Here is a 12,670-nt window from a genome sequence, read left to right as displayed (position 1 = left end):
TTGAAGTGGGAGAGAGGTTCCGCGTTCTGGCGCGCCTCGCTCCGGGTGATCACCTGCCCCGGATTCCGCCCACTCTGACGCGAACCGCGCGCGAAACCCGCATCGTCTGTAGGTTCGGACGAGTGGACCTCCGAAGATTCCTCGACGGTCGTGGGGGTCAGCTCGGCTTCCTCACCTATCAACACGCCTCGTTGGTGATCCAGTGCGTGGTGATCGGGGTGGTGATCGCGCTGGCGATCGCCGCCCTGGTGTACCGCTCGCGCGCGGGTGCCGCGTTCGCCACCGCCGTCGCGTCCGTCGGTATGACGGTGCCGTCCCTCGCGCTCCTCGCGCTGCTGCTCATCGTCTTCGGGCTGGGCGTCACCCCGTCGGTCACGATGCTCGCCTTCTACGCGACGCTGCCGATCCTGACCAGCGCGATCGTCGGGCTGCAGGCGGTGCCGCCGGCGCTGGTCGAGGCCGCCCGGGGGCTGGGGATGCCGCGGTGGCGGGTGCTGGCCACCGTCGAGCTGCCGAACGCCTGGCCCGTGATCCTCACCGGTATCCGGGTGAGTACGCAGCTCGTGGTCGGCGTCGCGACGGTCGTCGCCTACGTGCTGGGCCCGGGGCTCGGCTCCCTGATCTTCTCCGGCCTCGCCCGCCTCGGCGGCGCCGGTGCACTCGAATCCGCGCTGGTGGGCACCGTTCTCGTGGTGGCCGTCGCGCTCGTACTCGACGGTCTGCTCGTGCTCCTGGGCCGCCTCACCGTCTCGAAGGGACTGCGATGACTCGGACGACAGGCGTTGCCATCGAGCTGGAGAAGGTGATCAAGCGCTACCGCGGGCAGGAGAGGCCGGCGGTCAAGGAGCTGACGATCGCCATCGAGGCGGGCGAGACGGTGGCCATCGTCGGGCCCTCGGGCTGCGGCAAGACCACCACGCTGAAGATGATCAACCGGCTGATCGAGCCCACCTCCGGGCGGGTGCTCATCGGCGGGACCGACGTGACCAAGGCCGACGCCGACGACCTCCGCCAGGGCATCGGCTACGTCGTCCAGGCGGGCGGCCTGTTCCCGCACTGGACGGTGGAGAAGAACATCGGCGCGGTGCCGGGCCTCCTCGGCTGGGACAAGGCCCGCACCCGCGCCCGGGTCACCGAGCTGCTGGAACTCGTCGGGCTGGACCCGGACACCTTCCGGAGCCGGTTCCCCAAGGAGATGTCCGGCGGCCAGCAGCAGCGCGTCGGCGTCGCCCGCGCGCTGGCGGCCGACCCGCCCGTCCTGCTCATGGACGAGCCCTTCGGCGCGGTGGACCCCATCACCCGCGTGCGGCTGCAGGACCAGCTCCTCGCGATCCAGGAGGAGCTGCACAAGACCATCGTCATCGTCACGCACGACGTCGACGAGGCGATCAAGCTCGGCGACCGCGTGCTGATCCTCTCCGAGGGCGGCCAGATCGAGCAGTTCGGCACACCCGAGGAGATCCTCACGTCGCCGGCCAACGCCTTCGTCGAGGAGTTCGTCGGATCGGGTGCAACCCTCAAGCACCTGTCGCTCAGCTCCGTCGGCGAGATTCCCAGCGCCCCCGTCGTCCTGGCCCGCCCGGGCGACCCGTCGGAGGAGGTCGCCGCGCGGGCCAAGGAGGCGAAGCTCAGCTGGGTCGTGGTCGTCGACGAGAACGACCGGCCGCGGGCCTGGCCGTCCGTGTCCGAGGTGCTGAGCAAGCCCGTCGTCTCGACCTACGTCGACCAGCGGCTGCCGGTCGCGGAACGCACCGCGACCCTCGCCGATGCGCTCGACGTGATGCTGGCCTCCAGTCAGGGCGGCGTGCTGGTCACCCAGCGCGGCAAGGTCATCGGCGCGCTCACCATCGAGCAGGTCGCGCAGCGCATCCGGGAGCGGCAGGCCATCGCGAACCCGGAACAGGCCGCCGACACCTACCGGGCGGCCCCGTCGTGACCGCCGCCGCCAAGGCGCCGAAGACGGCGCGCGTCGGGCCCACGCCCCGGTTCGCCGGCGGCGTGCCGATCGATCTGATCCTCGAACCGCTGCTCGTGGTCGTCGGCTTCGCCGGGTACCTGATCTGGCACGCCACCCAGACCTTCTCCGAGACGGAGGCCGTGCAGCTGCAGTGGTCGGCGCTCGGCGAATCGGTGTGGGAACACATCCAGCTGACCGTGGTCTCCGCCGTGTTGGTCGTGCTCATCGCGATCCCACTGGGGATCCTGGTGACGCGCAAGCGGTTCGCCCGCGTCGCGCCGATCATCGTGGCCCTCGCCAACGTCGGTCAGGCCGCGCCCGTGCTCGGCATGGTCGTGCTGTTCGCCATGTGGTTCGGCACCGGATTCCGCACCGCCGTCGCGGCGCTCGTCGTCTACGCTGTGCTGCCGATCCTGCAGAACACCGTCACCGGCCTGCGCCAGGTGGACGACCGCGTCATCGAAGCCGCCCGCGGCCAGGGCTTCTCGGCCTTCCAGACCCTGCTCCGGGTGGAGCTGCCGCTGTCGGTGCCGGTGATCCTGCACGGCGTGCGCACCGCGCTCGTCATCCTCGTCGGCACCGCGACGCTCGGCACCTTCATCGGTGCCGGCGGGTTGGGTGTGCTCATCACCACCGGCGTCACGCTGTACCTGCCGCCGCTGCTGTTCTCCGGCGCGCTCCTGGTCGCGCTGCTCGCCCTCGCCATCGACTGGCTGGCCAGGCTCGCCGAGTACCTGCTGGCGCCGCGCGGCCTGCGCGGGGTGACCGCATGACGGCGGCGCGCGGGACCGCCCGGGCGCGGGTGCGGCGCGCGGTGCTGCCCGTGGTGGCGGCTCTGTCGCTGGTGCTCGCCGGCTGTGGGCTGGAGAGCTCGTCGGGCCACTTCGTGCACGCCGAACCCGCGGACGGACAGACCCCGCTGGCGGGCGCGAAGATCTCGGTGACCTCGAAGTCCTTCTCCGAGGGCATCCTGCTCGGCAAGATCAGCACCACGATCCTGCAGGCCGCGGGCGCCGAGATCACCGACCTCACCAACGCGCCGGGCTCGATGTCGTCGCGGCAGGCGATGACGAGCGGCGCCGCCGACGTCTCCTGGGAGTACACGGGCACCATCTGGGTCAGCTACTTGGGGCAGACCGAGACCATCAGCGATTCGACGGCGCTGTGGACCCGCGTCCGCGACGCCGAGCGGGCCAACGGCATCGAGGTGCTCACCCCGGCCCCGTTCAACAACACGTACGCCTTCGCGGTGACGCCGGCGCAGAAGGCGCAGCTGAACGTGAACACCCTCAGCGAGTTGTTCCGGCTTCCGCCGGCGCAGCGCTCGCTGTGCGTGGACCCGGAGTTCCAATCGCGCCCCGACGGTCTCGGCCGGCTGTTGGAGAAGTACGAGGTGCCGCTCGGCAGCGGGACCCCGGCGAACACCGTCACCACGATGGACGCGGGCGTCATCTACTCCGCGATCTCCGGCAACACCTGCCTCGCCGGCGATGTCTACGCCACCGACGGGCGGATCCGGAAGCTCGGCCTGCAGCTGCTCGAGGACGACCGGAAGTTCTTCCTGCCCTACGACGGTGTGCCCGAGGTGCGCACGGATGCGCTGGCGAAGTACCCCGCGATCAAGGACGTACTGGCGAAGGTCAGCCGCCTGCTCACCAACGAGACCATGCAGGAGCTCAACGGGCAGATCGACATCGAGGGCCGCGATCCCGCGGACGTGGCGGCGACCTGGCTCAAGAAGGTGGGGCTCGTCCGCTGAGCCCCGGCTCGACCGGGCGCGTGCGCTTTCCGTCGCGGTGAGCGGAAGGGTTCACCCGCCGCTCCCACCGTCCGACACTGAACCGCATGACCGAGAACGCACCGGACCTGCTGGCGCTCACCGCGACCGAGGCCGCCAAGGTGTGTGCCGGCGACTACGACCGCGTGATCCCCACCGATTGGCCGGTGGGGGAGCGGTGGTCGACCCGCCTGTGGGGCGACGACGACGTGGACGTCTGGCTCATCAGCTGGGTGCCCGAGCGCTCGACCGAGCTGCACGACCACGCCGGCTCGCTGGGCGCGCTCACCGTCGTCTCGGGCGCGCTGGCGGAGCGCAGCTGGGACGGGGAGGCCCTGCGGGAGCGGCGGATCGACGCGGGCGGACAGGCGTCCTTCGACCGCGGCTGGGTGCACGACGTGACCAGGCACGCCGACGCCCACGACGCCGCGACCGGGGAGGCCGCCACGCCCACCCTCTCGGTGCACGCCTACTCCCCGCCGCTCACCGCGATGTCCTACTACGAGGTGACGCCCGGCGGTAGGCTCCGTCGCGTGCGCAGCGAACTGACCGACGAACCCGAGGGCCCCACCGGCGGGCGCGGCATCGACGAGCTCCTGGCGGGTGCGCGGGACCGCATCGACCGGGTCGAGGCGGAGGATCTGCGCGCCGAGCTCGACGCCGGCGCGATCCTCGTCGACACCCGGCCCGCGGCGCAGCGCGCCGCCGAGGGCGAGGTCGACGGCGCTCTGATCATCGAGCGGAACGTGCTGGAGTGGCGACTCGACCCGTCGTCCGACGCCCGCATCGCCGAGGCCACCGGCTGGGACGTGCGGTGGATCGTGATGTGCCAGGAGGGCTACTCGAGCTCCCTGGCCGCGGCCGCGCTGCGCGACATCGGGCTGCACCGCGCCGCCGACCTCGCGGGCGGGTACAAGGCGCTCACGCTCGTCGCGCCCACCGCCGGCTAGGACCGCCGCGGGACGGACCACCGCACGACGGTGCCGGGCCGCTCGGCACCCGGGTCCGCGGGCAGCAGTTCGACGGCGCCGCCCCGCAGCTCCGCGCGGGTAGCCAGGTTCCGGAGTCCGCTGCGCCGGCCACCGTCGGGAATACCCTTTCCGTCGTCGGCCACCTCGACCGTCACGGCCTCGCCGCTCGCGATGACGGTGACGGTGACGCGGGTGCCGCCCGCGTGGCGCACCGCGTTGGAGACGCTCTCCGTGACCACGGCCTCCAGATCGCGGGCGAGCCCGTCGTCGGCGACCGCGCTCTCGACCGGCCCCGAGAATCCGACGTCGACGGACGTCCCGCCCCCGTGCGCGACCGCGCGGACCGCCCGCACCAGGCGGCTCCGGAGCCCGCTCCCGTCCGTGGACAGCTCGAAGATGGTCGAGCGGATGTCGGCGATGGTGCGGTCGAGCTCCCCGATCGCGGCGTCGAGCCGCTCGCGGACGGGCTCGTCGGCCGCGGCGGAGCGCGCCACCTGCAGGCCGAGGCCCGCGGCGAAGATCCGCTGGATCACGTGGTCGTGCAGGTCGCGCCCGATGCGTTCGCGCTCCTCGATCACCTGCAGCTCGCCGAGCCTCTGCTGCTGACGCAGCGTCTCCGCGTGCATCTGGGCGTTGTCGATCGCGACGGCCGTGGCGGCGGCGAAGATCTCGATCGCCTTCGCGTCGCCGGCCGTGAACGCGACACCGTCGGCCTTCTCCGCCAGGTAGATGCACCCGAACAGGTTCCCGCCGACCATGATCGGCGCGCCCAGGAAGCTGTGCATCGGAGGATGGTTCGGCGGGAAGCCGACCGAGGACGGGTGCTCGGAGAGCTCCGCGATCCGGACCGGTTGCTGCACCTGCAGGAGGTACCCCAGGAGGCCGCGGCCGCACGGGGGATCGCCGATGCGCGCCGCCGTCTCAGCGTCCACGCCGACGTAGATGAACTCCTGGAGCGAGCCGTCGTCGTTGCTCACGCCCACGGCGCCGTACCGGGCGTCCACCAGCGCCATCGCGGAGGTGACGATGCGGCGCACCGTCGCGGGCAGGTCCAGCCCCTGAGCCACGACCATCACCGCGCTCAGGATGTCCTGCAGGTCGGCGTCCGGCCGCTCCGCGCCGGTGTCGTGCTCCGCGGTCACCGGATCGCCCTCCTCGGACAGGGGAGCACCGTCGGGACGGACGTCCCTGGCGCGGAGCTCCTCTCGGCGCCACGCTGGGTGGTGTGAACGGAATCGACATCGACCCGCTGGACCGGTCCGACGTGCGCACTCTCGTCGTGGACCTCGCCGAGGCGGCCTACGAGGGCCGGCTCTCCCGCTGGAACGAGGTGCGCACGACCGCGGCCCTCGACGACCTCGACTGGGAGTACCTGGTGTGCAGGCTCCTGGGCCGACTGCTCGCCGAACGCGCGGTGCAGCGCGGCACCCCCGCCGTCGACGCGTGGCGGCAGGCCCGCGCGGCGCTGGCCTGAGCCGCTCATCGTCGTGCCCCGCCCGCGTCGCGCCACTGTGCGGCGCGCAGGGCCGCCTGCACCCGGTTCTCCACGCCCAGCTTGGCCAGGATGCCGGTGACGTGGTTGCGGACGGTCTTCTCCGCCAGGAACATCCGCTCCGCGATCTGCTTGTTGGTCAGTCCCTCGGCGAGCAGCTCGAGCACCGCCTCCTCCTGTCCGGTCAGGCCCGTCGGGGCGGGCGGCGCCTCCTGGCCGCGGCGGATGCGCTGCAGGACCCGGGCGGTGCTCGCGGAATCGAGCAGCGAACCGCCGGCCGCGACGGTCCGGATCGCCGACACCAGTTCGGTCCCCCGGATCTGCTTGAGCACGTAGCCCTGTGCGCCCGCGGTGATCGCGTCGAGCAGGGCCTCGTCGTCGGAGTACGACGTGAGCACGAGGCAGGGCAGGTCGGGCAGCTGGTCGCGGAGCGCGCGGACGAGGTCGATGCCCGACCCGTCGGGCAGGCGAACGTCGACCACCGCGACGTCCGGGCGCACGGCGGGGATGCGGGCGAGGGCCTCGCGGACCGTCGACGCCTCGCCCACCACGGCGTGGCTGCCGTCGGAGGCGAGGAGGTCGGCCAGGCCGCGCCGGACGATCTCGTGGTCGTCGACGAGGAATACCGAGGACATGCTCCCAGCGTAGGCCCGTCCGGGGCGGGGTTCGTCCTCGGCGGACCGTCGGCGGACGAGGACGGGACATACGTCCCGGGCGCACCGGTACGCACGTCCTCACCAGGGGTGACGCAGTACCGGGCCCGGATGCGGGACGCCGTCGGGGACCATCGCCACTGCCCGTTCCGGCGGCGGCGGACCAGGCTGGGAACCATGAGTGATCTGACCGACCTGGAACTGCTGTACGAGCTCTCGGAGACCGCCGAGCGGGAGGTCGACCGGCACCTGCGGCAGGCGGTCGACTGGCACCCGCACGACTACGTGCCGTGGAGCCGCGGCCGCGACTTCGCGGCGCTCGGCGGCGAGGACTTCCAGGAGAACGACTCCGCGCTGTCGCCGGTCGCGCGGGCCGCGCTGGTGATGAACCTGCTCACCGAGGACAACCTGCCGAGCTACCACCGCGAGATCGCCGAGAACTTCACGCTCGACGGGGCCTGGGGCTACTGGGTGCACCGGTGGACCGCCGAGGAGGCACGGCACTCGATCGTGCTGCGCGACTACCTCACCGTGACCCGTGGGGTGGATCCCGTCGAACTCGAGGACCTGCGGATGACGCAGATGCAGCACGGCTTCGCGCCCGGGATGAACTCGATGCTGCTGTCGGTGAGCTACGTGACGTTCCAGGAGCTCGCGACCAGGATCAGCCACCGCAACACCGCCGCGGTCTGCGACGACCCCGTCGCCGACCGGATGCTGGCCCGCGTCGCCGCCGACGAGAACCTGCACATGCTCTTCTATCGCAACATCCTCGGCGCCGCGATCGAGGTCGCGCCGGCGCAGGCCCTGGCCGCGATCCATGCCGTGCTCACCAACTTCCAGATGCCCGGCGCGGCGCTGCCGCACTTCCGGCGCGACGCCGTCCTCATGGCCAAGAGCGGCATCTACGACCTGCGCCAGCACCGCGACGCAGTGGTGGTGCCGGTGCTGCGCCACTGGGGGTTGCTCGAGCGCACCGACCTGTCGGGCGAGGCCGCGCGGATGCGCGACCTGATCGGCGACTTCGTCGACGAGTTGGACGTCCGGGCGGCGAAGTTCGAGGCCGCCCGGGACCGCGCCCTCGAGCGCGACGCCCGCCGCCGGGAGCGTGTCGCCGGGTGACCGGATTCGGCTAGATTGGCGGCATGCAGGTACAGCTCCGTCACAACCCGTCGTTCACCATGGCCCGGTGCCAGCTGGCGCCGAACGAGCCGATGACCGTGGAATCGGGCGCCATGGTGGCGCACTCCGCCGGGATGAACCTGCAGTCGCAGGCGCAGGGCGGCATCATGCAGGGCCTCAAGCGCAGCCTGCTCTCGGGCGAGTCCTTCTTCGTCTCCACCTTCACCGCGCCGCAGCAGGGCGGCTGGGTGGACATCGCGGGCACGCTGCCCGGCGACGTCGCCGTGCTGCAGATCCAGCCGGACCGGCCCTACTACGTGACGCGCGGCGGCTGGCTCGCCAGCTCCCACGGCGTGCAGACCACCACGCAGTTCGGCGGCGCGAAGACCTTCTTCGGCGGCGAGGGCGCCTTCGGCCTGCAGGCCGCGGGCCAGGGCGAGGTGCTCGTCGCCTGCTACGGGGCCATCGACGTCATCGACCTCCACCCGGGCGAGCAGGTGGTGATCGACACCGGCCACGTGGTGGCCTACGACCTGAACATGCAGTTCTCCATGCGCCGCGCCGTGCAGGGGAAGTGGATCCAGTCGATGAAGTCCGGCGAGGGCATGGTCTTCGAATTCACCGGCCCCGGCCGGGTGCTGCTGCAGACCCGCAACCCGCGGGGCCTCGAGAGCTGGATCCGGTCGGTGGCGCCGTCTGCCTGACCGGACGGATTCCTGCAGCGCACGAACCTGCAGGTCGGGCAGTCTAGTTCGGCGCGATCGGGCCCGGGGGACTTCCCCGGAGATTTGACCAGTGCCATGACCACTGTGATCTAGTGGGATCATGGCTACTGTAACTAATAAGACAGGAGACCATCGCCGGACGACCGACTGGGTCGTTTTCGGTGTGACGGCCGCCGTGGTCCTGGCGTTCGTCCTCTGGGGTTTCCTGGATTCGGACGGGTTGAAGCAGACGACCTCCGATGTCCTCAATTGGATCATCACCGATTTGGGTTGGCTGTTCCTCATCTCAGCCAGCTTCTTCGTCCTTTTCGCAGCTTTTCTGGCCTTCTCCCGCTTCGGTCGCATCCCCCTGGGGCGCGACGGGGAACGGCCCGAGTTCAAGACCGTGTCGTGGATCGCGATGATGTTCAGCGCGGGCATGGGCATCGGCCTGATGTTCTTCGGCGCCGCCGAGCCGATCGCCCACTACGTGGGCGCGCCTCCCGGCATGAACGGCCACGACGTGGCCGTCGCGATGGCGACCACCATGTTCCACTGGGGCTTCCACCCGTGGGCCATCTACGCGGTGGTCGGCCTCGCGATCGCCTACAGCACCTACCGGTGCGGGCGCAGCCAGCTGATCAGCTCGGTGTTCGCGCCGATCTTCAACCGCACCGGCGGGCACGGCGTGGGCGGCCGGGTGATCGACATCCTCGCCATCTTCGCCACGCTCTTCGGCACCACGGCCTCGCTGGGACTGGGTGCCGCGCAGGTCGGTGCCGGCCTCGAGCGGCTCGGCTGGGCGGACGACGGCTCCAGCAAGCTGCTGCTCGTCGCGATCATCGCCGTCCTGACGCTGGCCTTCGTGGCCTCCGCGGTCTCGGGCGTCGCCAAGGGCATCCAGTGGCTCTCGAACACCAACATGGTGCTCGCCCTCGTGCTCGCGCTCTTCGTCTTCGTGGTCGGCCCCACCGTGTTCATCCTGAACCTGCTGCCCACGTCGATGGGCGCGTACGCGGCCGACTTCATGGACATGTCCGCCCGGTCCGCGGCCAACGAGCCCGAGGCCGGCGAGTGGCTCGCCACCTGGAGCATCTTCTACTGGGCCTGGTGGGTCAGCTGGACCCCGTTCGTGGGCCTGTTCCTCGCGAAGATCTCCCGCGGCCGCACCATCCGCGAGTTCGTGATCGGCGTCATGGCCGTGCCCACCCTGGTCTCGCTGGTGTGGTTCGCCGTCTTCGGCGGCACCGCGATCCACCAGGAGCAGGCGGGCCTCGAAGTGAGCAAGGCGGCGAACGAGGAGGTCCTGCTCTTCGACGTCCTCGGCAACCTGCCCTGGCCCACGATCACCGCCTTCCTCGTGGTGCTGCTGGTCGGCATCTTCTTCGTCTCCGGCGCGGACTCTGCGTCCATCGTGATGGGCACCCTGTCGCAGCGCGGCGCCGAGGAACCGAACCGGCTCATCACCATCTTCTGGGGCGTGCTCACCGGTAGCGTTGCGGCACTGCTGCTCTGGGTGAGCGGTGACGACGCGCTGACCGGTATCAAACAGATGGCGATCATCGCCGCCGCGCCGTTCCTCGTGGTGATGATCGGCATGTGTGTGGGCCTGATGATGGACCTCTGGCACGATCCGCTGATCGTGGCCGAGCGGGCGCACCGCGACGAGCTCGGCGAGCGCATGCGCTGGCACGCCAATACGCTCGCGGTGACCGACGACAGTACGGACGTGCTCCCGTCGGCCGACCTGCCGGTCTACTCCGACGGCGAGGTCCCGGAGGACCTCTACCACCCGCCGCACACCGGCGAGCTGGTCACGATCGAGGTCTACGACGCCGATCACTCCGGGCCGATCGAAATCGATCCGAAGGACGACGCCTCCCGGTAGACAGGGAGGCATGACCTCCTCCGTCACCGCCGAGACCCGTTCCGGCCGCGTCCGCGGCACCGTCGAGCAGGGTGTGGCCCGCTTCCTGGGCCTGCCCTACGCCGCCCCGCTCGACGGTGCCGGCTGGCTCCTGCCGGCCGCGTCGCCGGCGCCGTGGGCGGGCGAGCGCGACGCCTCCGCCTTCGGCCCGACGGTGCCCAAGCCGGGCTACCAGGGGCCGGTCGCGGAGATCCTCACCGCCGAGCCCGACTTCCCCGGGCCGGAGTGCCTCAACCTCAACGTGTGGGCGCCCGAGGGCGCCGACGCGCTGCCCGTGTTCGTGTGGATCCACGGCGGCGCCTTCCGCAACGGCAGCGGCCGCAGCGGCTACTACGACGGCGCGGCCTTCGCCCGCGACGGCGTCGTGTGCGTGACGATCAACTACCGCCTCGGCGCGCTCGGCTTCCTCGACACCGGGGACGAGCACACCAACCTCGGCCTGCGCGACCAGATCATGGCGCTGGAATGGGTGCGCGACAACATCGCCGCCTTCGGCGGCGACCCGGCGCGGGTCACCGTCGCCGGGGAGTCCGCGGGCGGCATGAGCGTCGGCTCGCTGCTCGGATCCCCTCGGGCGCAGGGTCTGTTCGCGCAGGCCGTGCTGCAGAGCGGCGCGGGTCACCACGCCATCACCCGGGAGACCGCACAGCAGGTCACCCGCGCCCTCGCCGAGCGCCTCGGCGTCGAACCCACCCGCGCGGGCTTCGCGGCGGTCGACCCCGCCGCGCTCGTCGACGCCACGACGGCGCTCGACGCGGAGATCCAGGCGAATCCGGACCCCACTGCCTGGGGCGAGCTCTCGCGGAACGTGATGATCTTCGAGCCCGTGATCGACGGCGACGTCCTGCCGCAGCTGCCGATCGACGCGATCCGCGCCGGCTCGGGCGCCGGGGTACGGGTCCTGGTGGGCGCCAACGCCGACGAGGCCCGCTTCTTCATCGTGCCCGGCGGGCTCATCGATCTGCTGCCCGAGGCGGCGCTGGCCCCCACCGCGGCGAAGTACGGCCTGCCCGACCCGGCGGCCGCGGTCGCCGCCTACCGTGCGGCCGAGCCCGCCGCCTCGCCCGGGGACCTGTTCTGCCGCATCATGGCCGACTGGTTCTTCGGCATCCCCGCGGTGCGGATCGCCGAGGCGCGCGCGGAGGCGCCCGCCGCCACCTTCTTCTACCGCTTCGACGAGCCGTCCACCGCGCTCGGCGGCCGCCTCGGCGCGTGCCACGCCGTCGAGCTGGCCTTCGCCTTCGACAACCTCCACGCCGAGGGCGTCACCAACCTGACGGGGCCCGCCCCCGCGCAGGCCGTCGCCGACGAGACCCACGGCGCCTGGGTGCGTTTCACCCGCGGTGAGGACCCCGGCTGGGCGCCCTACCTTCCCGCCCGCACCGTGCGGGTGTTCGGCGGCGAGGGCGGCACCGTCGTCGACCCGGCGCCCGAGCTGCGGGCGCTCTGGGACGGGGTGCGCTGAGCGCGGTCTACCGCGCGGGCCGCAGCATCGGGATGAGCTCGGGGCCGCGGGGCAGGCGGATCGGGGCCAGCGGCTCGAACCCGAACCGCTGGTACAGGGGCACGTTGCGGGGGTTGCTCGACTCGAGGTAGGCCGTGCCGGTGACCCGCTCGAGGCCGTACCGCAGTAACGCCGAGCCGAAGCCGCGGCCCGGAACGGCCGATCCGATCGTGGCGAGGTACCAGTGCGGCTCCGTCGGCCGGCGGTCCTCGAGCGCGGCCACCAGGGCGGCGCCCCGCCCGAACCCGGTGCTGATCCCCGCGGCCAGCAGCGGCAGCGACGCGACCTGCCGCAGCGGGTGCGGCGCGTGGCCCGGCGGGTCCCAGGACGCCGCGGCGACGGGCTCGGCACCGTCGAACAGCAGGTGGCTCGCCCCCGGGGCCCCGTGCGAGGCCACGTGGATGCCCGCGAAGGTGACGCGGTCGAGCCGCGGGGAGGGCTGGACCCACCGGATCACGGGATCGTCGGCGAAGGCGCGGGCGAGCACCCCGAACGACGCCCACAGCGTGCGCGGCGTGACGTCCTCGATGCGGTGCCGGGTGACCGGTTCCATGCTTCGACGG

Annotated in this window: 13 protein-coding genes and 1 pseudogene; 11 read left to right on the top strand and 3 right to left on the bottom strand. The window is 71.8% G+C overall.

Annotated features, from left to right (window positions below):
- Positions 1 to 122 precede the first annotated feature (122 nt).
- The 6 genes and pseudogenes from BLW32_RS00560 to BLW32_RS27975 all read left to right on the top strand — a co-directional run bounded on the left by BLW32_RS00560 (position 123) and on the right by BLW32_RS27975 (position 4,684).
- The gene (locus BLW32_RS00560; RefSeq protein WP_068526137.1) at positions 123 to 767 is read left to right on the top strand and encodes an ABC transporter permease; all 645 of its coding nucleotides are present in this window, start codon (positions 123 to 125) and stop codon (positions 765 to 767) included.
- Positions 764 to 1,936 (top strand): ATP-binding cassette domain-containing protein, encoded by a 1,173-nt coding sequence (locus BLW32_RS00555; RefSeq protein ID WP_068740115.1) that lies wholly within the window; start codon positions 764 to 766, stop codon positions 1,934 to 1,936. The genes BLW32_RS00560 and BLW32_RS00555 overlap by 4 nt, the downstream gene beginning before the upstream one ends.
- A complete protein-coding gene (locus tag BLW32_RS00550) occupies positions 1,933 to 2,730 on the top strand; it encodes an ABC transporter permease (protein WP_068526135.1) in 798 nt (265 codons plus the stop codon). The genes BLW32_RS00555 and BLW32_RS00550 overlap by 4 nt, the downstream gene beginning before the upstream one ends.
- Entirely contained in the window at positions 2,727 to 3,716 is a 990-nt protein-coding gene (locus tag BLW32_RS00545) for a glycine betaine ABC transporter substrate-binding protein (protein WP_068526134.1), read from the top strand. The genes BLW32_RS00550 and BLW32_RS00545 overlap by 4 nt, the downstream gene beginning before the upstream one ends.
- An 86-nt stretch (positions 3,717 to 3,802) precedes the next feature.
- Positions 3,803 to 4,300 (top strand): annotated as a pseudogene (locus tag BLW32_RS27980) (cupin domain-containing protein); the annotation flags it as partial.
- Positions 4,280 to 4,684 carry a rhodanese-like domain-containing protein gene (locus tag BLW32_RS27975; RefSeq protein WP_225536150.1) on the top strand — a complete coding sequence of 135 codons (405 nt, stop codon included), beginning with the start codon at positions 4,280 to 4,282 and terminating at the stop codon, positions 4,682 to 4,684. The pseudogene BLW32_RS27980 and the gene BLW32_RS27975, both read left to right, overlap by 21 nt.
- On the opposite strand, the gene BLW32_RS00535 is transcribed toward BLW32_RS27975, so the two are convergent.
- On the bottom strand, positions 4,681 to 5,847 hold the full coding sequence (locus BLW32_RS00535) for a GAF domain-containing sensor histidine kinase (protein ID WP_068740113.1): 1,167 nt from the start codon (positions 5,845 to 5,847) through the stop codon (positions 4,681 to 4,683). The genes BLW32_RS27975 and BLW32_RS00535 overlap by 4 nt on opposite strands.
- A gap of 83 nt (positions 5,848 to 5,930) precedes the next feature.
- On the opposite strand from BLW32_RS00535, the gene BLW32_RS00530 reads away from it, so the two are divergent.
- Complete coding sequence (locus tag BLW32_RS00530; RefSeq protein WP_068740111.1) at positions 5,931 to 6,179, top strand: hypothetical protein; 249 nt, start codon at positions 5,931 to 5,933, stop codon at positions 6,177 to 6,179.
- Positions 6,180 to 6,184: 5 nt separating this feature from the next.
- On the opposite strand, the gene BLW32_RS00525 is transcribed toward BLW32_RS00530, so the two are convergent.
- A complete protein-coding gene (locus BLW32_RS00525; RefSeq protein ID WP_068526131.1) occupies positions 6,185 to 6,832 on the bottom strand; it encodes a response regulator transcription factor in 648 nt (215 codons plus the stop codon).
- 195 nt (positions 6,833 to 7,027) lie between these two features.
- On the opposite strand from BLW32_RS00525, the gene BLW32_RS00520 reads away from it, so the two are divergent.
- From BLW32_RS00520 to BLW32_RS00505, 4 genes are all read left to right on the top strand, one after another.
- Positions 7,028 to 7,972, top strand: a complete 945-nt coding sequence (locus BLW32_RS00520) for an acyl-ACP desaturase (RefSeq protein WP_068740109.1) — start codon at positions 7,028 to 7,030, stop codon at positions 7,970 to 7,972.
- Between the two features lie 23 nt (positions 7,973 to 7,995).
- Complete coding sequence (locus BLW32_RS00515) at positions 7,996 to 8,676, top strand: TIGR00266 family protein (protein WP_068526129.1); 681 nt, start codon at positions 7,996 to 7,998, stop codon at positions 8,674 to 8,676.
- Positions 8,677 to 8,797: 121 nt separating this feature from the next.
- Positions 8,798 to 10,564: a BCCT family transporter gene (locus tag BLW32_RS00510; protein WP_068740107.1), complete on the top strand. Its 1,767-nt coding sequence runs from the start codon at positions 8,798 to 8,800 to the stop codon at positions 10,562 to 10,564.
- Between the two features lie 10 nt (positions 10,565 to 10,574).
- Positions 10,575 to 12,068, top strand: a complete 1,494-nt coding sequence (locus BLW32_RS00505) for a carboxylesterase/lipase family protein (protein ID WP_068740105.1) — start codon at positions 10,575 to 10,577, stop codon at positions 12,066 to 12,068.
- A 7-nt stretch (positions 12,069 to 12,075) separates the two neighbouring features.
- Here the strand turns inward: BLW32_RS00505 and BLW32_RS00500 are convergent, their stop codons facing one another.
- Positions 12,076 to 12,660 (bottom strand): GNAT family N-acetyltransferase, encoded by a 585-nt coding sequence (locus BLW32_RS00500; protein WP_068740103.1) that lies wholly within the window; start codon positions 12,658 to 12,660, stop codon positions 12,076 to 12,078.
- Between the last annotated feature and the right edge of the window lie 10 nt (positions 12,661 to 12,670).

Origin of the sequence: Tsukamurella tyrosinosolvens, from assembly GCF_900104775.1 — a bacterium.
GTDB classification, from domain to species: Bacteria; Actinomycetota; Actinomycetes; order Mycobacteriales; family Mycobacteriaceae; genus Tsukamurella; species Tsukamurella tyrosinosolvens.
The sequence above is the reverse complement of the archived record's forward strand: the minus strand, read 5'-3'. Positions and strand labels throughout refer to the sequence as shown.